The organism is Winogradskyella sp. PE311 (genome assembly GCF_046545555.1).
Classification (GTDB): domain Bacteria; phylum Bacteroidota; class Bacteroidia; order Flavobacteriales; family Flavobacteriaceae; genus Winogradskyella.
In genome coordinates this window covers 70,871-92,530 of the sequence record NZ_JBHZTH010000001.1, presented here as the reverse complement: position 1 = coordinate 92,530, position 21,660 = coordinate 70,871, and the positions used below count along the sequence as shown (strand labels likewise).

Here is a 21,660-nt window from a genome sequence, read left to right as displayed (position 1 = left end):
GATATTTTTGGCTATTTGATGGTCTAAATTATGAAACATTGTAAGAGTACGAAATATTAATAGCTAATCACTTAAAAAATCTTAGGTGTTCTGATACTTTTTTTATGTTAAAAAGCATTAGTTCTTATTACCTCTAGCTCTTCCAAAGAAAAAAGATTTAATTCAAACAATTTTATAAATTCTTCAGAAATGGAAGCATTAAATAAAATGAGATCATCGGTATTGATAGTCAAATTAATTCCGTTATCAAATAATTGACGTAATGGATGATATTCTAAACTACCTACTGCTCCTAATAAAATATTGCTCGTCGGACATATATTAAGCCGAATATCTTCCTTGCGTATTAAGTCCATTGTTTTTGTAGAATCCACTGCTCTAATGCCATGTTGTATTTCTTGTGGATGTAAAAGCTTGATAGTTTTATCAATACTTTCATGATCCGAAAATTCTCCAATATGTACTTTAGTTTTAATATTTAAATCCCTGGCTATATCATACAATTTAACAAAGGGACTTAAGTCTTTATTAATTTCTTGACCGTAGAGATCAATACCATAAAACGATCCACTCTCTAGACATTTGATTCCATCAGAATACACCTTTTCTAAATTTAAATCTTTGTTTATTCCTAAATCTGGTTTAAAGTCTATTTTCGATTTATATTTTTCTTGTAATGTTTTAACAACCTCAATAATTTTCTCAATTGATTGTCCAAAAAAATTAGCAAGTCCAAGATCGACGCTTGCCTCTAATAATATTACATTGTCATCTATTGCACTTTCTATAGCAATTTCCATAAAATTAACAAGATCCTGGTCAGTAAGCATTACAGTATTAAGATGATTATAAATAAAATGAATCATTCCTGTTAACCCATCATAAGATTCAGGAAACTTAAGATGTGCATTTGGAAAACGTCTTTTAAATCGTTTTTGGGAACCTGCTAAATGCAAATGACTATGTACATCTGCTTTTGGCGAGTTAATAATATGTTGTTTAAAATCTTTTAAATACATCTATACTTTTTTTACAAAGAACATTTGTATGGTACCTTTGCCTGTTGCTTCTATTTTACCGCGACTTTCAAATTTAAAATCAGGGTTATTTTTTGTTAAATTATAAATGTCATTTGAAATATTGAATTTACGAATGTCTCGGCTAATTTCCATTCTTGCGGCTGTGTTTACAGTATTTCTCCAAACATCGTACTGAATTTAATACAATAATACCTCCAACAATCGGACCTGTATTGATACCTAAGCGTATTTCAAAAAACAATTCATTCTTACTTTTTTAGCAAGAGCAGGTTTTATTATAAAATCTTGTATTTCTATTGCACTTAAAATAGTATTTTTTACGGAAATACCTTCTGGGATTGGCAAATCACTTACTGCGATAGAAGCATCACTAATGGTTTTAATTTTTTCAATATTTTATTTTGTACAAATGTGAATAAACAACATGAAATAAGAAATATAGTTAGGGGATATCTCATTAATTTACCTTGGTAAAGTTGGATAATAAAAATAACAAAGGATAAAAGAATCCTAATTTTTCTGAGAATTTAGCCCTTAGTTGCACGATTTAGTCTGTCATTTATAGATTTACCTAAGCCATAATTCGGCAATTTTTCAGCAATAATAACATCTAGATTCTTTTTGTCTAACTGATGAAGAACGTCATAAAGTTTTGATGCAGATTCTTTTAAATCACCAGTTTGTGAAAGTGTTATTTGGACTTCTATATAACTGTTTTCAATCGCAGATTGAAAGGTTATTAATCCTACGCGTTTGTTTTTATAGAGCTTTAGTGCCTCTAATACATTATGGGTTAAAACAGTTTTAGTTTTTGGTGCATAATGCCGTTCTAACATACCAGGCGCATCTGGTGCGACTTCTTTTTTATTCTTAATTTCAATTTTACCAACTATTGCTTCTATTGCTTCAATTGGCGTTGAGCCTAAACGGTAAATAATAGGATTATCACTTTCAAAGCCAATAATAGTAGATTCAATACCACTTTTACATGAGCCACCATCTAACACCATTTTAATCTCGTTTTTAAAATAATCTTCTACATGTTTTGCTGTTGTTGGGCTAATACTACTAAACGGATTAGCGCTTGGCGCAGCCAAAGGAAACGAAAGCGCCTTTAAAAGCTTTAATGTTGTTAGGTGATTTGGTACACGAACCGCAACGGTGTCTTTACCTGCAGTTATTAAATCTGGAATTGAGGTTTTCTTTTTTAATACCAAAGTAATCGGTCCTGGCCAAAACGCGTCAGCTAGCAATTGTGCTTTTTCAGGAATATGATCCACAATACTTGAAAGCAAATCTGCTGAAGAAATATGAACAATTAATGGATTAAAGAATGGACGCTTCTTAGTCTCAAAAATAGCTTTTATTGCTTTTTCACTATAAATATTACCAGCTAATCCATAAACTGTTTCGGTCGGAATAGCAACTAATTGCTCTTTAGTTAAAAGCGAAATAGCTTTAGATATGTCTTTAGAAATAATACTCATAAAATCAATCAGACTACAATATTACTTCAAAAAAATGAAAGATTTATTAGTAGTTTTGCGCCTTTAAATAACACCGTATGATTTCAGTAGATAATTTAGCTGTAGAATTTAGTGGACACACATTATTTAGCGATGTTTCATTTACTATAAATGCAGATGATAAAATTGCATTAATGGGTAAGAATGGAGCAGGAAAATCTACCATGATGAAAATTATTGCTGGTGTTCAAAATGCCACTCGTGGTAATGTCCGTTGTCCTAACGAAGCTAAAATAGCGTACTTGCCGCAGCATCTGTTAACGGAAGATGATACGACGGTTTTTGACGAAGCTTCAAAAGCATTTAAACACGTGTTTGAAATACGTGACGAAATGGAAGGACTCAATAAGCAGTTAGAAACTAGAACCGACTACGAATCTGATGAGTACATGAAAATTATTGAGCGTGTATCAGATTTAGGTGAGCGTTATTATGCCTTAGAAGATGTAAACTATGATGCAGAAGTTGAAAAAGCCTTAAAAGGTTTAGGATTTAAACAAGATGATTTTGTAAGACAGACTAATGAATTTTCTGGCGGTTATCGCATGCGAATTGAATTGGCTAAAATATTATTACAGCAACCAGATTTAATTTTATTGGATGAGCCAACCAATCATATAGATATAGAATCTGTGATTTGGTTAGAAGATTTTTTGCTCAATAAAGCTAATGCTGTGGTGGTGATTTCTCACGATCGCGCATTTATTGATAATATTACTAACCGAACTATTGAAGTCACAATGGGTCGTATTTACGATTATAAAGCCAATTATTCGCATTATTTACAGTTGCGAGAAGACAGAAGAACACATCAAATAAAAGCCTACCAAGAGCAACAGAAGTTTATTGCAGATAATATGCAATTTATAGAGCGTTTTAAAGGGACCTATTCTAAAACTAATCAAGTATCATCTCGCGAGCGTATGCTTGAGAAACTAGATATTATTGAAATCGATGAGATAGATACATCAGCTTTAAAATTACGTTTTCCGAAAACACAACGTTCGGGTGATTATCCTGTTACAGTTAAAGATGTTTCGAAGTCTTACGACGATCATGTGGTATTTAAAGATGCCAATATGTCTATTGCTAGAGGAGAGAAAGTGTGCTTTGTTGGAAGAAATGGTGAAGGAAAATCGACGATGATAAAATCTATTTTGGGAGAGATAGATGTTGAGGGGACTTGCAATTTAGGTCACAATGTTAAGGTTGGTTATTTTGCGCAGAACCAAGCCGCTTTGCTAGATGAAAGTTTAACTGTGTTTCAAACTGTTGATGAGGTTGCAAAAGGAGATGTGAGAACCCAAATTAAAAATATTTTGGGTGGCTTTATGTTTCGAGGTGATGATATTGATAAAAGGGTAAGTGTATTGTCTGGTGGTGAAAAAACCAGATTAGCAATGGTAAAATTATTGTTAGAACCAGTTAACTTATTGATTCTCGATGAGCCAACCAATCATCTCGATTTAAGATCTAAAGATGTTTTAAAAGAAGCTCTTCAAAATTTTGATGGTACTTTAATATTGGTCTCTCATGATCGTGATTTTCTGCAAGGTCTATCTAAAAAGGTGTTTGAGTTTAAAGAAAAACGTGTTATTGAGCATTTTGAAACTATTGATGATTTTTTGGTTAGGAATCGTGTTGAGAGTTTGAAAGGGTTGAATTTATAATGTTTTTGTCATTTATAGCGAAAGCGAAGCGCTTCAACAATAGTAAATTCTAAACGTTTAAAAGGTTTTTCGGTCATACTTCCTTCTGAATGACAAAATGAATTCTACGATAGTTACAGCAATTTTTACCTACTTTTGCAATGTGAAGCAAGAATTACAACTTTCAGATTGGTTACCTACCACAAATAAAGAGGTTAAAATACGCGGATGGGAATATCTAGATGTCATCCTCTTTAGTGGAGATGCTTATGTAGATCATCCAACCTTTGGTCCAGCTGTTATTGGACGTATGTTAGAAAGTATGGGCTTACGCGTTGCTATTGTGCCACAACCAAGTGTTACAGATAATCTACAGGATTTTACAAAATTAGGAGAGCCACGATTGTTTTTTGGAGTTACAGGCGGTTGCATGGATCCTATGATTAGCAATTACAATGCGAATAAAAAACGACGCGATAAAGATGCTTACACACCAAATGGTGATATAGGATTTCGTCCAGATTATGCAACATCAGTTTATTCTAAAATATTAAAGGAAAAATGGCCAAATACACCAATTTTACTAGGTGGTATTGAAGCCTCATTGCGTCGTGTTACACATTACGATTATTGGAGTGATAAACTTATGCCAAGTATTTTAGAAACGTCTAAAGCAGATATGTTGGTGTACGGAATGGGTGAACAACCCTTGCGAGAAGTGGTTCGATTACTGCAAAAAGGGGTACCTTTTAGTAGTATTACCACTATAAAGCAAACAGCAGTTTTACTGAATGCAGATGCTAAAGTCCCTAAAAATGCCAATTGGGAAGATGTGGAAATAGCATCACATAAAGTGTGTTTGAACGACAAGAAAAAATACGCTTCTAATTTTAAAGTAATTGAGCAAGAATCTAATAAATTAAAGGCTCGACGAATTTTTCAGAAAGTTGGTGATAAGCTATTGATGATAAATCCGCCGTATCCTACCATGACGGAAGCTGAAATTGATGCCTCTTTTGATTTGCCTTATACACGTTTACCACATCCAAAATATAACAAGCGAGGACCAATACCAGCGTTTGAAATGATAAAAACCTCCATCAATATTCATCGTGGGTGTTTTGGTGGTTGTAGTTTTTGTACCATATCAGCACACCAAGGAAAATTTATTGCATCACGAAGTAAGGAGTCTATTTTAAGAGAAGTAGATAAAGTGGCAAACATGCCAGATTTTAAAGGTTATTTAAGTGATATTGGTGGTCCAAGTGCCAATATGTATCAGATGAAAGGAAAAGTGCAATCTATATGCGATAAGTGTGTAGCACCTAGTTGTATTTCGCCAGTAATTTGTAGTAATTTAGATACGTCTCATAAACCGTTAACGGAATTATACCAAGCAGTAGATAGCCATCCTAAAGTAAAAAAATCATTTATAGGTTCTGGTATTAGACACGATATGTTGGTTCCAGAATTCAATAAGAATGCAGACCCTAAAGAGTTAGACGATTATACTGAAGAAGTAATGACAAAGCATGTTTCTGGTCGTCTTAAAGTAGCACCAGAACATACCAGTGATCCTGTTTTAAAATTGATGCGTAAGCCATCGTTTACCTACTTCCATAAGTTTAAAGAACGTTTCGATAAGATTAATATTAAGAAAGGTTTAAAGTTGCAACTGATCCCTTATTTCATTTCTAATCATCCTGCTTGTGAAGTTGAGGATATGGCAAATCTGGCTGCCGAAACTAAAGATATGGGCTTTCAGTTAGAGCAAGTTCAAGGCTTTACACCAACACCAATGACAGTTGCTACTGTCATTTATTATAGTGGTTACCATCCTTATACGCTTAAAAAAGTAAACACACCAAAAACCCGAAAAGAAAAAGATGAACAACACCGTTTTTTCTTTTGGTATAAAGATGAAAATAAAGCGTGGATTAAAAAGACCTTAAATAAAGTGGGACGCCAAGATTTATTAAAGGTCTTACTCCCAGAGAAAACGGAAAAATGGCGTAAAAATAAGCCTAAAGGTGACGCTAAAGATACCTTTAATGATGCTGTGCCTTTTAATAGACGAAAGCCTAAAGATGCCGTAAGGTTTAAAGGTAAGAAGAAGCGTAAAACTAAGAAGCGTAGATAAATATGTTAAGAGTAGTAAGATTCTAAAATAGAATCTATTTCATTTACAACTTGTAACGCATTAGTTTTTGTGAAACATAAAGGTGGTTTTGTTTTTATGACACTATCGTTTGGGCCATCCGTGCTTACAAGTATAAAACGGTTTCTCAACTCATTTTTAATATGATGAGCTAATTCATAGTTAGCCTCCATAGAATGTTCTTTAACTATCTCTACGCCAATAAACAAACCAGAACCTCTAACATCTCCAATACAACTATATTTCTCTTTTAATTTTTTGAATTGGGATTGATAATAATCACCGACATCTTTTGCATTTTGTTGTAACTCGCTAGTTTCTATTTCTTTTAAAACAGTTAATGCTATTTTACATGATACTGGATTACCTCCAAAAGAGCTAAAAAACTCAACTCCTTTACTAAAGGAGTTTGCAATTGCTTTAGTAGTAACAACCGCTCCCATGGGATGACCATTTGCAATAGGTTTACCAAGTATCACTATATCAGGTGCAACTTCTTGTGCTTCAAAACCCCAAAAATGATCTCCTAAACGTCCAAAGCCTGTTTGTACTTCATCACTAATACATACACCACCTTGCTTTCTAATGGCTGGATATATCTCTTTTAAGTAATCTTTAGCAAGTGGCACTTGTCCTCCACAACCTACAATAGGTTCTGTGATAAAAGCAGAAATTGGTGTATGACTATTTGTAATTTGTGCAATCGCATCTTTGGCATAAGCTTTGCCAGCTGTACCATCATTGTTTGTGTATTTTCCTCTATAAGTATCAGGAATTGCAGTTTTAAGAATATGGTTTTTTTGACCTTGTCCTTTATTGTTATTATACTTATAATGGCTAATATCTATAGATGCTTGTGTGTTGCCATGATAGCCATGTTCCATCACCATTATTGTATTATGTTTGGTATGCGCATGTGCAAGTCTAATAGCTAAATCACTTGCAGCACTACCAGAATTAACAAAAAAAACAGTATCTAAGGTTTCCGGAAATTTAGCTAACAAAGTTTCTGCATATTCAGGAAATTCATCAAATAAATATCGTGTATTAGTATTTAACGTTGCTATTTGTTTTATTGCGTTTTTTATAATCTCTGGATGCGAATGTCCTATATGTGGAATGTTATTATAGGCATCTAAAAAGGTATTACCATAAGCATCGTACATATACTGAAAGGCAGAACCAATCATATAAATAGGATCATCGTAACTTAATGATAATATAGGGCTAGAGATATGATGTCGTTTTGATATTACTTCATTTATGGATTTTGGAGTTTCAACGTTAAAACCTGTGGCTTTATAAAATTCATTTTTAGCGTATATAGGATTTATGGCTACCCATTTATGAAGCATCTTCAACACATTTTTTTCACTACTGGATGCATAACTGTTTTTAGGGTCTATTTTCTTTGCATGAGCAGAATTACAAAGGCTTGTGCATAGTCGTCCTGCAATGAGATAATACAACACATTTAATTCCTTTTTCTCTAACGGAAGTACATTATGATATCCTTTTATGAGATGAATTGCCCATTCTAATGGTTGCTCTTTGTCATAACACGCATAAGTTATTGCGATAGCAACTTCGTTTATAAGATTGGAGTGAGCTAAATCACCAAAATCTATTAATCCTGAAACAGCGTTGTCCGTTATTAATATATTCCACTCATTAGCATCATTATGAATAACGGATTTTCGTAATTCTGGAAGCATGGGTGTAACATACAATTCGTATTGTTGAAAAAAATAAGACACCAAATTTCTAGCACTAGCATTTTCAATAGCTGAAATATGTTTTTTATTGAGCTGTAAATATTGTAAATCCCATTCCCATTGTCTTGCTTTTAAAATGTAGTTATTTAGCTTTAAAAGTTGAAGATCCATTTGCGCTGTAAATTCGCCAATAGATTGAACTAAACTATGTGTATGAGTAACATCTCCTAAAAAATCACCGTCTAAAAAAGTGAGTAACCTGCAGATGGTTTTGGTATTGTCTATATCCGTTACTTTAATAAAATCACCATCTTTAAAAGCTATAGGTTTTGGGAAGTTGTTATTATTTTTTAGTGCATTTAGTACCTCATTCTCAGCTTCAATTAGCGCCATCAAATCTTCCGAAAAAGTATATGTTTTAAATATATATTTAGTCTTATCGGTTTTGAGCAAATAATTTACATTATCATAACCGTTTAGTTTTTTTAACTCTGTAATGTTGAAGTTAAACCAGTTGCTAATTGTATCAATCATTTGGTGAATATTTTAATGCGCCTCTAACCAATTCAAACCTATATCCATTTCAACATCTAAAGGTACATCCATTATGTAGGCGTTTTCCATTTCGGTTTTAATGAGTATTTTAAGTTCCTCAAGTTCTGGTTTGTAGATGTCAAACACCAATTCATCATGGACTTGTAAGAGCATTTTAGATTTGTAATTGCCTTCATTGAGTTTATTGTAAATATTAATCATAGCAATTTTAATGATATCTGCTGCGCTTCCTTGTATTGGTGCATTTACAGCATTACGTTCTGCGCCACTGCGCACCATAGCGTTACGAGAATCGATATCTTTTAAATAACGACGGCGCCCTAAAACAGTTTGTACGTAACCATTATCTCTCGCAAAATCTACTTGAGCACTCATATAAGCTTTTAACTTTGGGTAGGTTTCGTAATAGGTATCTATGAGTTCTTTGGCTTCACCACGCGATAAATCGGTTTGGTTACTTAAACCAAAAGCAGATACACCATAAACAATACCAAAATTCACTGTTTTTGCATTGCTACGTTGTTCTCGACTGACGTCTTCTAATGGCACATTAAATACCTTTGATGCTGTTGACGCATGAATATCTTCACCATTTTTAAAGGCTTCAATCATGGTTTCTTCTTCACTTAACGCGGCAATAATTCGTAATTCTATTTGAGAATAATCGGCAGCTAATAGTGTATACTCATCATTACGTGGTACAAACGCTTTTCGGACTTGGCGACCACGTTCTGTTCGGATTGGAATATTCTGTAAATTCGGATTGTTACTACTTAAACGACCTGTGGCTGCAACGGTTTGCATATAATCTGTGTGTACGCGACCTGTACTTTCTTCAACTTGTAATGGTAAAGCATCAACATAAGTACTTTTTAGTTTTGCCAATCCTCTATACTCTAATACTTGTCGAATAATGTCGTGATCTTTTGCTAAATACGATAAGATATCTTCACTGGTTTTATATTGACCAGTTTTGGTTTTCTTAGGCTTTTCAACCAAATTTAGTTTTTCGAATAAAATAATACCAAGTTGCTTCGGTGAAGCAATATTAAACTCTTCTCCTGCAGCTTCGTAAATGCTTTTTTCGAGATTAAGAATATCTGAGTTTAAATCTTCAGATAATGAATTTAAGAAGACCTTATCTAAGTTAATGCCTTCTAATTCCATAGCAGCCAAAACTCTTAAAAGAGGGACTTCGATATCATCGAATAGTTTTTGAGTATTAGCTTCACCAAGTTCTTTTTCGAAGTGTTCTTTGAGTTGCAATGTGATATCTGCATCTTCAACAGCATATTCGGTTTGTTTGTCTAAAGGCACATCTCTCATAGACAATTGATTCTTTCCTTTTTTCCCAATGAGTTCAGTTATTGAAATTGGTGTATAATTGAGGTAGGTTTCTGCTAAGACATCCATATTATGTCGCATATCTGGATTAATCAAATAATGCGCTAACATGGTATCGAAGAGTTTTCCCTTCACTTCGACATTGTATTTAGCTAAGACTTTGATATCGTATTTTAAATTCTGACCAATTTTTTCAATGGCGTCATTTTCAAAAAACGGTCTTAAGATTTCAATTAAGTCTTGAGCCTCCGATTTATCTTCAGGAAATGGTACATAAAAGCCTTTACCAACTTCCCAAGAAAATGCAATGCCAACCAACTCGGCAGTTAATGGGTTTAGTCCTGTTGTTTCTGTATCAAAACACACTGAGGTCTGATTCATTAGATTCTTAACAAACAACTTGGTTGCCATACCAGAGGCTACACTTTGATAAAAGTGTGATGCTGTTTCTGCTGTATTTCTTGTATGTTCGGTTGGAGTTTCTGATGTAGAAAGTGCCGCTCCACCAAAGAGTGAAAATTGGCCAGCACCTGCAGATTTTTCTTCTTTAGTTGTGACTTTAGGTGCTTCTTTCTCCATTTTATTAGTAGTAGGAGAAGTTTTAGCTTCAGTTGAAAATGTTTTTAAGAAATTATCTGTTAGACGTCTAAATTCTAAGCCTTGAAAAATCTCGGTCACTTTAGGAACATCTGGTTTGGACATTTCAAAGTCTTTGGCATCAAATTCGACAGGGACATCGAGCATAATCGTTGCCAATTTTTTAGATAGTAAACCTAACTCTCCATTAGCTTCAACTTTCTCTTTCATTTTACCTTTAAGCTCATGTGTATTGGCTAGTAAGCCTTCCATACTTCCGTAAGCAGCCAAAAACTTTTTTGCTGTTTTTGGACCAACACCAGGCAATCCAGGAATATTATCAGAGGCATCTCCCATCATACCCAAATAATCAATGACTTGTAAAGGATCAGTAACTTCAAACTTTTTCTGAACTTCAGGAATACCCCAAGTTTCATAACCACCTCCAAAAACTGGTCTGTACATAAATATATTTTCAGACACTAATTGAGCAAAATCCTTATCTGGTGTAACCATAAAGGTTTTATAACCTTCTTTTTCTGCTTTTTTTGCTAAGGTTCCAATAACATCATCAGCCTCGAAGCCTTCTTTTACCATAATAGGAATATGCATGGCTTTTAATATTTCATATATGTACGGAACAGCAGTTTTAATTCCTTCTGGAGTTTCGTCTCTATTGGCTTTGTACTCTTGGTACATTTCTACTCTGTCTGCACTTCCTCCTTTATCAAAACAAACCGCTAAATGATCTGGTCGCTCTCGTTTTATAACGTCTAAAAGTGAATTCATAAAGCCCATTATAGCTGATGTATCCTCACCTTTAGAGTTGATTCTTGGGTTTTTTATAAAAGCGTAATAGCCACGGAAAATTAATGCGTATGCATCAACAAGAAAAAGACGTTTTTGGTCTGACATGAAATTTAATTTTGAAGTCTATAAAACTACAAAAAGTTAGGGGTTTATTTGAAAAGCAATTCGTAATTTTCCACAATCAAACTATAGATATGCAAACATTTTCAATTGTTATTCACGGAGGTGCAGGAACTTTGGTAAAAGGCCTAATGACTAAAAAATTAGAAGCAGAGTATAAGGAAGCATTAAAAGTTGCAAGAGAAGCAGGTTTCGATGTTTTAAAAAACGGAGGTTCATCCATAGATGCAGTTGAGACTTCAGTTAAACTATTAGAAAACTCACCTTTATTTAACGCAGGAAAAGGAAGCGTTTTTACTGCAGAAGGCACACATGAAATGGATGCAGCAATTATGGAGGGTAAGCATCTTGAAGCTGGCGCAGTATCTTTAGTTACAGGAATTAAAAACCCAGTTTCGTTGGCTAGAGATGTTATGGAGAAAAGCTATCATGTGTTTTTAGCAGGAGAAGGAGCTATGAAGTTTGCAAAAGAGCAAAACTATACTTTAGAAAATTCAGATTATTTCTATGATGAAGTGCGTTATAAACAATGGCAAGGTATAAAGGATAGTGATTCGTTTCAGCTAGATCATTCCGTAAAAAAAGACGGGAAATTTGGTACAGTTGGAGCAGTAGCTTGTGATCAAAATGGAAATATTGCAGCTGCAACATCCACTGGTGGTATGACTAATAAAAAATGGGGACGAGTAGGAGATTCTCCGATGATTGGAGTAGGTAATTATGCTAATAATAAAACCTGTGCTGTTAGTTGTACAGGAAGTGGTGAGTTTTTTATAAGAGGAGTAGTTGCTTATGATGTGTCTTGTTTAATGGAATACAAAGGGCTATCTCTAGAAGATGCGGCAAATGAGGTTATAAATAAACGTATCCTGGAAATAAAGGGAGATGGAGGATTGATAGGCGTTGATGCAAAAGGGCATATTACAATGCCTTTTAATACTGAGGGTATGTATCGTGCTTACAAAACTTCTGAAGGTAAAGAAGACATTTTAATCTATAAATAATGGTTGTTAGGCATTTAGGACAAACAGATTTTGAAATTATAATGGAATGTTTTCTATTGTCGTTTGAAAACTACTTTGTAACAATGCCAACAGATCATAATTTTTATAAACGACGATGGAAATCTTCTGGCGTGCGATTAGATTTGTCTTATGGAATGTTTGATGAAAATCGATTGGTTGGCTTTATTATTAATTCAATTGATGAGCGTGATAACCATTTGATTGCATATAATTCTGGTACAGGTGTAATTCCAAAGTACAGAGGGCGTCGAATTGTAAAAACTATATATGACCATGCGATTCCTGAATTATTAAAAAAAGGTATTTCAAAATGTCAATTAGAAGTTATTACAGAAAACACCAATGCCATTAAATCTTACGAAGGAATTGGTTTTATAAAGTGTAAGAATTATGCTTGCTATAAAGGCAAAGTCACTTCTAAAACAAAGTCTGATTATGTTTTAACAAAAGTTGCAATGCAAACTTTAAATTTAGAAGTCTCCCCAAACCAGACTTATTACTCATGGGATAATCAAAGTGAGAGTTTATACAGAGGTGATTTTGATTGTTTTCAGATTTTGATAGATAAAAAAATTAAATCTTATTTTGTTATTGATACTAAAAGTGGGTATCTCGCTCAATTTGAAGTTTTAAAGGATTCACCTTCCAATTGGAATCTGCTTTTTTCTGCTATAAAGTCAATATGTACAGACATAAGAATCAACAATATTGATAATAGATTAATAACTAAAATAAAGGCTGTAGAGTCTGCAGGATTAAAAAACACGGTTAATCAATACGAAATGGAATTATTTATTAAATAAAAGGTTCTTCAATAGCTAATACCTTTACTTTTTTCTTATCGATATGAAAAAGATCCCCATTAGATAAAATATGTGTTCTCATATTTGTTAAAGACATTGGAGTCCCTTCAGAAAGTATATTGTGATTATTGTGTTTTATGCGTCTGCCATCAAAAATAATAACCATTCCTGAGCCAATTACACGACATTTATTATTCTTAATAATCATGCCTGTATCTTCAGCTAAACCAATACCAATCAATTTTGGGAATTGTGCAACGGCTTCAGAGATTCTTCCAAAACGACCACGTTTAATAAAGTGTGTATCGATTATTAAACCGGGCACTAAGCCCAACCCTTTATACATATTTACTGCTCCTTTTATAAAGGATTCTGTTGCACTTCCACCAGCAATCATTTCAGTAGACATCATCATCGCTCCAGCACTTGTGCCAGCCACCACAAAACCTTTTTCGTTTTTATAACGGTGTTTTATAATTTCATGAATTTTTGTGCCTCCAATTTTATTAGTGATTTTAGACTGATCACCACCAGAAAACATAATACAATTAGCTGTTTTTATTAAGTCAATAGATTCTTGTTTTTCTGAATCTTCGTTGCTTCTAATGTCTAAAATTGTAACATTTTCACAACCTAAAGTAGAGAAGGCTTCTAGGTAATTCTCTCCAACTTCTACAGGAATACTTGATGCCGTTGGAACAACTACAATTTTGGCTTTGGAACCTCCTGCTTCTTTTACAACATGATATAGAATACCCTCATCAATAAACTCTAATGTATATTGTTCGCTCTCTTCAATTCCTTTGTCTTCGTTTCCACCAATAGGAATTAAAGTCCCTTTATTCGTCAGCATAAATCTTCTTCTAATTAAACATATTGAGCAAAAATAACCGAATTTTTTTATTGAAATAGACTATATTTATAATCTTTCATTATATAATCAAAAACCAACTTAGAATATGAAGATACGCGAGATAAATGCTATGAGAGGACCAAATTACTGGTCTGTAAGACGACATAAATTAATTGTAATGGTTCTTGATCTTGAAGAAATGGAGGAATTACCTTCTAATAAAATAGATGGATTTCCAGAACGGTTAAAAGCTATGTTTCCTAGTATGTATTCTCATCGTTGTTCAGAAGGTTGTGAAGGAGGCTTTTTTATGCGAGTAGATGAAGGTACATGGATGGGACATATTATTGAGCATATAGCTTTAGAGATTCAAACTTTGGCTGGAATGGATACTGGCTTTGGCCGCACACGTGGTTACGGCGAAGAAGGTGTTTATAGCGTAGTCTTTTCATATATGGAAGAGTCCGTAGGGCGTTTTGCGGCAAAATCTGCCGTAAGAATTTGTGAGGCTCTAATAGCTGGGGAGGATTATGATATGTCTGATGATATTCAAGAAATGCGAGAACTACGAGAAGCTGATCGTCTTGGTCCAAGTACAGGTTCAATCGTTGCCGAGGCTGAAGCAAGAGGTATTCCTTGGATTAGGCTTAATAAATATTCGTTGTGTCAATTAGGTTATGGTGCAAATCAAAAACGTATTCAAGCTACAGTAACAAGTGAAACCAGTAGTATTGGAGTAGAATTAGCATGTGATAAAGAGGATACAAAGTATCTTTTAGAACAGGCTGAGGTAGAAGTGCCTCGTGGTGATATAATTCGTCGAGAGCGAAGTTTAGAAGAAGCTTGTCGTTATGTTGGTTATCCATTAGTTATAAAGCCAATTGATGGCAATCATGGACGTGGAATTACTGTAGATATAAATAATTATGATGATGCATTAGTTGCTTTTCATCACGCAAAAGAAAGTTCTAAAAGTGGCGCTATCATAGTAGAAAAATTTATTGTTGGCGAGGATTACAGATTGTTAGTTGTTAATAATCAATTAATAGCGGGAGCAATAAGAACTCCAGCACATGTAATTGGAGATGGTAAGTCAACTGTGCAAGAGCTTATAGACCAAGTTAATAGTGATCCACGTCGTGGATTTGGACATGAAAATGTATTAACTAAAATAACTACTAATGAGTTAACACAAACTATTATAAAAGATGCTGGTTACACCTTAGAATCTGTAATTACAGAAGGAGAACGGTTAATATTAAAAGATACAGCAAACTTAAGTACGGGTGGAACGGCAGAAGACATTACAGATATCATACATCCTGCTAATGTTAGTATGGCGGAGCGTATTTCTAAGATTATAGATTTAGATATTTGTGGAATTGATATTATGACTACCGATATTTCTAAACCACTTTCAGAAACTGGTGGAGCTGTATTAGAAGTTAATGCAGGTCCAGGATTTAGAATGCACTTGGCACCAACATCTGGTTTACCAAGAAATGTAGCAGCACCAGTAATCGACAAGTTATTTCCTATTAAAGGCGAAACAGGACGTATTCCTATAATTGCAATTACCGGAACAAACGGAAAAACAACAACGTCTAGATTAGTATCTCATATTGCTAAAATGAAGGGTTATCGCGTAGGTTATACAACTAGTGATGGAGTTTATATACAAAACCGACTATTAATGACCGGTGATTGCACAGGACCTGCAAGTGCAGAATTTGTGCTTAAAGATCCTACCGTTAATTTTGCAGTTTTAGAATGTGCAAGAGGCGGATTACTAAGAGCAGGTCTAGGATTTAAAAAATGTGATGTTGCCATTGTTACTAATGTGGCTGCTGATCATTTAGGTCTTAAAGGTATTCACACTATTGAGCAATTGGCAAAAGTCAAAGGAGTTATACCAGAAACAGTTTTGCCAGATGGTTATGCGATTTTAAATGCAGATGATGACTTGGTTTATGATATGCGAAGAAACCTCGAATGTAATGTTGCTTTATTTTCTATGGACGAAAATAATCCTAGAGTTAAGGCATTGCAACGTCTTAATGGTATCACAGCTGTTTACGAAAATGGTTATGTTACTATATGCAGAGGTGAATGGAAAATGCGTTTAATGAAAGCTGAGAATATTCCATTGACTTATGGAGGTAAGGCTAAATTTATGATTCAAAATGTGTTAGCAGGAATTTTAGCTGCGCATGTTCAGGGTATTAGTATTGAAGATATGAAAGCTGGTCTCGAAACCTTTATTCCGTCAGCAACGCAAACACCAGGTAGATTAAATTTATTTGAATTTAATAACTTTTCTATTTTATTAGATTATGCTCATAATGCAGCAGGAATGCGGGCTTTGCAAAAGTTTACAGATGAATTAGATGCTACAGTTAAAGTTGGCATTATAGCTGGTATTGGAGATCGTCGTGTTGAGGATAATAATGAAATGGGAAGTATTGCGGCGGAGATGTTTGATGAAATTATTATTCGACAAGACAAACGCCTTCGTGGTAAAACAGAAGAAGAACTCATTAAGATGCTTAATGATGGTATAAAGGCTAAGGATCCTAGCAAGAAAACAACGATTATTCCTTCAGAAAATGAAGCGATTAAATATGCTGTTAAAAATGCAGTTAAAGGGTCATTAATCATTTTATGCAGTGATGTAGTGCCTGATGCATTAGATTTAGTAAAAGAATTAAAAGACAAAGAATCTCGAGGAGAACTTAATTTAGTTGATTAAAAGAATGCTGATACATTGAATTAAAAAAAAGCCGAAACATACGTTTCGGCTTTTTAGGTTAATAGCACTTTATTATTTAGTTCTTAGCAAAGCTTTTTAGTTTTAACTTTAATTTGTAAGCTCTTTCTATAAGCCTTAATACTTATGATTTCGTTACTTTTTTTACGGTTGATTTTTAATACTTTCGCTTTAGTTTTAGCAGAAATACTTATTACTTTTACTTCTGGTTTAACAACTTCTTTAGTTTCAACAAGTTCAGTTTCATTATTAACTATTACCTCTTGCTGAGCGAATCCTGCTAGAGACATTGTTAAAAATAATATGATTACTAAAACTTTTTTCATAATTGTTTGAAGCTATATTTGTTTTAACTTCGGGTCAAAGAAACGTCAGATATTTAGTGTGAGTGAAAATTTTAGATGAAACAAGACGATAATTAGATAACTGACATTCGCTAGTTTAAAACATCGATGAAATACACAAAATGAGCTTACAGCCCTTTAAACACGGTAAAATTATAGATGAATAACAGATTGCATCGGATTAAAGGTGTCTCAATCCTAAAACCATCGACCAAATACATAAAAAACGCTTGTAACTCAATAAATACGGTAACGATAAATGACAGATTTTAAAGATAATCCACATTATGAGCTCTTTTTAAAGCAACAGGCTAATCAGTTAAAAGTAGGTCAAACAACACATAATCAAAGAGTTAAAAAATTAAATGCACTTCGTCGAGCGATAGAAATCACGTACAGAGATCAAATTATTGAAGCTATGCGCAAAGATTTGGGGAAGCCTAAGGTTGAAACCGAACTTACAGAAGTGTATCCTATTATAGGTGATATTAAGCATGCCGTTAAATATTTACATAGATGGATGCGAAAACAAAAAGTAAAGACACCACTATCAATGCTTGGTGCGAGTTCTTACTTTATACATGAGTCTAAAGGGGTTTGTTTGATTATATCTCCCTGGAATTTTCCTTTTAATTTAACTTTTGGCCCTTTGGTCTCTGCGATTGCAGCTGGAAATACTGTTATTATAAAACCGTCTGAGATGACACCTAATGCTTCTGCTTTAATGGCTAAGATCGTTCGGGAAGTTTTTTCTGAAGACGAAGTAGCTCTTGTTGAAGGAGAAGTGGAAGTATCTACTCAGCTTTTAAAATTGCCATTTAATCATATATTTTTCACTGGTTCTCCTAATGTAGGTAAGATTGTAATGAACGCAGCTTCTAAAAATCTAACTTCAATAACTTTAGAGTTGGGAGGTAAGTCTCCGGTAATTATAGATGAAACTGCAAATATCGATGCGGCTGCTAAAAAGATTATGTGGGGAAAATTTCTGAATACTGGTCAAATATGTGTCGCACCAGATTATGTATTAGTAGACGAATCGATAAAACAACAGTTTGTAAACGCTTGCAAAAAATGGCTAAGTTATTATTACAGAGATAGACCTAAAACTTCAAAATCTTATGGCAGAATTGTAACTCAAAAGCATTTTGAACGTTTAAAGTCACATATAGAGAATGCTAAAGATCTTAGTGCAACTATAATTGTTGGAGGAATATCGGATGCAAAAGACAAATATATTGAGCCAACACTTATTTCTGACTTAAAAGATGAAGCCACTATATTGCAAGAAGAAATATTCGGTCCAATATTGCCAATTCTCACGTATAGCAAATTAGATGAAGCGATTAATTATATTAACACTAAGGAACGACCATTAGCTCTCTATATATATAGTAAGAGTAAATCTAATACAAATGCTATTATTACGAATACTAGAGCAGGTGGTACATGTATTAATAATAATATTATCCACTATGCCAATCATCATTTACCTTTTGGCGGAGTAAATAATAGTGGAATTGGCAAAAGTCATGGATTTTTTGGTTTTGAGGCTTTTAGTAATAAACGTGCTGTTGTGAAACAGCATACTATTGGCGCATCAGAATTTATGTTTCCACCTTATGGCAGAGTTAAAGAAAAGATAGCAAGATTAACTATTAAATGGTTTTAAGCTTTATTAAAATAATCAGATTGAATCTGTTCATTAACTCCATCCTGAAATTTAGTCATGCTAAACCATTGATGTATTGAGTAACTTCCTGTTTCTCCTTGTTTATTTACAGCAATATAACCAACTTGGAAATTAGCGTAATCACTATTAGGTTTGTTTACAATTCTACTAATCGCTTCCTCACAAGCCTCTTGTGGTGATTTGCCTTGACGCATCAATTCCACCACTAAAAAACTACCAACTGTTTTAACGACTTCTTCACCTAAACCTGTGGCTACCGCAGCTCCAATTTCATTGTCTACAAATAATCCTGAACCTATAATTGGTGAATCACCAACACGTCCGCCCATTTTGTAGGCTAAGCCACTTGTAGTGCATGCACCAGAGATATCACCATTTTTATCTATAGCTAACATACCAATAGTGTCATGATTTTCTATATTAATGATGGGTTTGTATTTGGCTTCAACCTTCCACTTTTCCCAAGCTTCTTTAGAAGCATCTGTTAATAGATCTTCTGCTTCAAAACCTTGCGAAATGGCATATTGTTTTGCACCTTCTCCAGCGAGCATCACATGAGGTGTGTCTTCCATAACTTTTCGTGCTACAGAAACGGCGTGCGTTATATCTTGTAAATAAACGACAGCACCACAGTTTCCATGCTTATCCATAATACAAGCGTCTAAAGTGACATTACCATCTCTATCTGGTAAACCACCTTTTCCAACAGACTGGCCTTTCTCATTCGCTTCTTCTACCTTACAACCTTGTTCTACAGCATCCAATGCATTTCCGCCAGCTTGTAAAATTTCCATTGCTTTTGCCGTGGCTTCTTTTACATGCCACGTGGCAATGACTAAAGGTAATGTTGCTTTAGAATCCTCATTAGAAATTACTGTAGTAGTTTCTGCTTCTTTAGTAGTATCGTTATTACATCCTACTAATGTGCTACCTAAGGATAATCCGGCTCCCGTTAATGCCGTGTTTTTTATAAATTTTCTACGATTCATTACTTTTGAATTTTAATATTCTACTCCTTGTTTATCTAAAACTGTTTTAGTTCTGAACGCATAAAACAATAAATAAATAAAACAACCTACTGCAATCCAATAAGAGGACTGTATTGAAAATACATCTGCTAATTTCCCTTGTACAGGAGGAATTATGGCTCCACCTAAAATCATCATAATTAAAAATGCAGAGCCTTGCGAAGTATATTTGCCCAGACCAGCAATGCTTAATGTAAAAATACATGGCCACATAATTGAGCAAAATAAGCCACCAGATAAAAATGCAAATAATGCGACATTTCCTGAGGCGAATAATCCAATTAGCATTGCTATGATTCCTAACAAACTAAAAATCTTAAGCGTTTTAACAGGTCTATCTTTTGCCAAGAAAAATCCACCGATTTGAACGGCGATACAAACTGCAAAGAATAAAATTTCATTTGTAGTAAAACTACTTTTAAAAGAATTTGCGAGAATGATGACTCCAAATGCTATATAGGGCACAATAATTAGTAGTACCTTTTTTAACCCTTTACTTGGATTAAATACAGTGATGGCACCAACCCAACGACCAATCATCAATCCTCCCCAATACAATGAAATATATTTCCCGATTTCAGAATCGTTTAAAATTGTAAGTCCTAAAGCATTTAAATTTGTATCACCTACAGCTTGTTTTAAAAGTTCACCTAAATTACTCCCAATGGTAACCTCAACACCAACATACATAAATATCGCAAGCATGCCTAAAACCAATTGCGGATACTTCATAGCTCCCCAACCTTCTGGTTTTTTCGAAGCACTTGAATTAGCAACAAAAACGCTAGCAATGACTGCGAATAAAGCAATGAATAACACTATTAAGCGGGTTTGTTCAATATCTTCTGTGGTTACGAATTCACCAGAGTATGTGCTAAATATATAACCGAAGCATCCTACAATAATGAGGGTTAAAACAATCAATAAATTTCTCGCCTTGTTAGCAGGTTCAAAGACTGTTTCTGATTTCAATGCAGGTAATTTTTTAGAAAAATGAAATAAGGCAGCTGCTGCTAAAAATAAAACACCAACACCTAAATAGAGTCCTTGGACAGTGACTAAAGTGATTTCATTATTGGTAATCATCTGAGATAACTCATCAGTACTCCAGGTAGCTGAACCAAATATTACTAAACTCACAACAATTGGTCCTATGGTTGTACCAAATGAATTTATTCCACCAGTTAAGTTAAGTCTATGCGAACCTGTTTTAGGATCACCAATAGCAATTGTGAAAGGGTTTGCAGCTGTTTGCTGTAATGAAAACCCTAAGCCAACTATAAAAAGTGCTATTAATACAAAGTAGAAAACGCCGGTCTGACCTTGTTCTGCTCCTGCAGTTGCAGGATACATTACAAAAGCACCTATGGCAGATAATAAAAGTCCGTAAACAATACCATTTTTATATCCCCAATTATTGAGGATATCCTTTTTAATCGAACCAGATAAAATGAATAAAAGTAAAGCTCCAATATAATATGCACCATAAAAGGCAAAATCTACAAGTTGCGATTGAAATTGGTCAATACTAAAATACGTTTTACAAAAAGGGATAAAAACGCCATTAGACGCTGCTATAAATCCCCAGAAAAAGAACACTGTACAAAGTGTAGCTAGTGCAGATTTGTTGTTTTGATTACTCATTTATTAGTGT

15 protein-coding genes are annotated in these 21,660 nt (G+C 34.1%); 6 read left to right on the top strand and 9 right to left on the bottom strand.

Translation table 11 applies throughout. From position 1 onward, the window contains the following. Positions 1–107: 107 nt before the first annotated feature. The 3 genes from ACFWU4_RS00350 to ACFWU4_RS00340 form a co-directional block, all read right to left on the bottom strand. Positions 108–1,019, bottom strand: coding sequence for a hypothetical protein (locus tag ACFWU4_RS00350; RefSeq protein ID WP_411123739.1), 912 nt, complete (start codon positions 1,017–1,019; stop codon positions 108–110). Then, a complete protein-coding gene (locus ACFWU4_RS00345; protein WP_411127194.1) occupies positions 1,020–1,217 on the bottom strand; it encodes an adenylate/guanylate cyclase domain-containing protein in 198 nt (65 codons plus the stop codon). It abuts the gene before it with no gap. A gap of 350 nt (positions 1,218–1,567) precedes the next feature. Continuing rightward, complete coding sequence (locus tag ACFWU4_RS00340; RefSeq protein ID WP_411123737.1) at positions 1,568–2,527, bottom strand: L-threonylcarbamoyladenylate synthase; 960 nt, start codon at positions 2,525–2,527, stop codon at positions 1,568–1,570. A 77-nt stretch (positions 2,528–2,604) separates the two neighbouring features. Between ACFWU4_RS00340 and ACFWU4_RS00335 the strand changes: the two genes are divergently transcribed. Continuing rightward, entirely contained in the window at positions 2,605–4,236 is a 1,632-nt protein-coding gene (locus tag ACFWU4_RS00335; RefSeq protein WP_411123735.1) for an ABC-F family ATP-binding cassette domain-containing protein, read from the top strand. Between the two features lie 97 nt (positions 4,237–4,333). Beyond that, positions 4,334–6,355, top strand: coding sequence for a YgiQ family radical SAM protein (locus ACFWU4_RS00330; RefSeq protein WP_411123733.1), 2,022 nt, complete (start codon positions 4,334–4,336; stop codon positions 6,353–6,355). A gap of 5 nt (positions 6,356–6,360) precedes the next feature. Here ACFWU4_RS00330 and ACFWU4_RS00325 read toward each other — a convergent pair whose 3' ends face one another. Together ACFWU4_RS00325 and polA are read right to left on the bottom strand one after the other, a co-directional pair. Further along, positions 6,361–8,622, bottom strand: a complete 2,262-nt coding sequence (locus ACFWU4_RS00325) for an aminotransferase class III-fold pyridoxal phosphate-dependent enzyme (RefSeq protein ID WP_411123731.1) — start codon at positions 8,620–8,622, stop codon at positions 6,361–6,363. A 12-nt stretch (positions 8,623–8,634) separates the two neighbouring features. Further along, complete coding sequence (polA, locus tag ACFWU4_RS00320) at positions 8,635–11,478, bottom strand: DNA polymerase I (protein WP_411123729.1); 2,844 nt, start codon at positions 11,476–11,478, stop codon at positions 8,635–8,637. An 89-nt stretch (positions 11,479–11,567) separates the two neighbouring features. Between polA and ACFWU4_RS00315 the strand changes: the two genes are divergently transcribed. Both ACFWU4_RS00315 and ACFWU4_RS00310 read left to right on the top strand, forming a co-directional pair. Next, a complete protein-coding gene (locus ACFWU4_RS00315) occupies positions 11,568–12,497 on the top strand; it encodes an isoaspartyl peptidase/L-asparaginase family protein (protein WP_411123727.1) in 930 nt (309 codons plus the stop codon). After that, a complete protein-coding gene (locus ACFWU4_RS00310) occupies positions 12,497–13,321 on the top strand; it encodes a GNAT family N-acetyltransferase (RefSeq protein WP_411123725.1) in 825 nt (274 codons plus the stop codon). The genes ACFWU4_RS00315 and ACFWU4_RS00310 overlap by 1 nt, the downstream gene beginning before the upstream one ends. On the opposite strand, the gene ACFWU4_RS00305 is transcribed toward ACFWU4_RS00310, so the two are convergent. Beyond that, entirely contained in the window at positions 13,314–14,174 is an 861-nt protein-coding gene (locus tag ACFWU4_RS00305) for a cyanophycinase (protein WP_411123723.1), read from the bottom strand. The genes ACFWU4_RS00310 and ACFWU4_RS00305 overlap by 8 nt on opposite strands. Positions 14,175–14,280: 106 nt before the next feature. Between ACFWU4_RS00305 and cphA the strand changes: the two genes are divergently transcribed. Beyond that, positions 14,281–16,923 (top strand): cyanophycin synthetase, encoded by a 2,643-nt coding sequence (cphA, locus tag ACFWU4_RS00300; RefSeq protein ID WP_411123722.1) that lies wholly within the window; start codon positions 14,281–14,283, stop codon positions 16,921–16,923. Between the two features lie 83 nt (positions 16,924–17,006). Here cphA and ACFWU4_RS00295 read toward each other — a convergent pair whose 3' ends face one another. Further along, complete coding sequence (locus tag ACFWU4_RS00295; RefSeq protein ID WP_411123720.1) at positions 17,007–17,267, bottom strand: hypothetical protein; 261 nt, start codon at positions 17,265–17,267, stop codon at positions 17,007–17,009. Positions 17,268–17,544: 277 nt separating this feature from the next. On the opposite strand from ACFWU4_RS00295, the gene ACFWU4_RS00290 reads away from it, so the two are divergent. Then, complete coding sequence (locus ACFWU4_RS00290; protein ID WP_411123718.1) at positions 17,545–18,957, top strand: aldehyde dehydrogenase family protein; 1,413 nt, start codon at positions 17,545–17,547, stop codon at positions 18,955–18,957. On the opposite strand, the gene ACFWU4_RS00285 is transcribed toward ACFWU4_RS00290, so the two are convergent. Together ACFWU4_RS00285 and ACFWU4_RS00280 are read right to left on the bottom strand one after the other, a co-directional pair. Then, positions 18,954–19,967, bottom strand: coding sequence for a N(4)-(beta-N-acetylglucosaminyl)-L-asparaginase (locus tag ACFWU4_RS00285; protein ID WP_411123716.1), 1,014 nt, complete (start codon positions 19,965–19,967; stop codon positions 18,954–18,956). The genes ACFWU4_RS00290 and ACFWU4_RS00285 overlap by 4 nt on opposite strands. Before the next feature lie 12 nt (positions 19,968–19,979). Beyond that, positions 19,980–21,650, bottom strand: coding sequence for an MFS transporter (locus ACFWU4_RS00280; RefSeq protein WP_411123714.1), 1,671 nt, complete (start codon positions 21,648–21,650; stop codon positions 19,980–19,982). Positions 21,651–21,660: the final 10 nt, after the last annotated feature.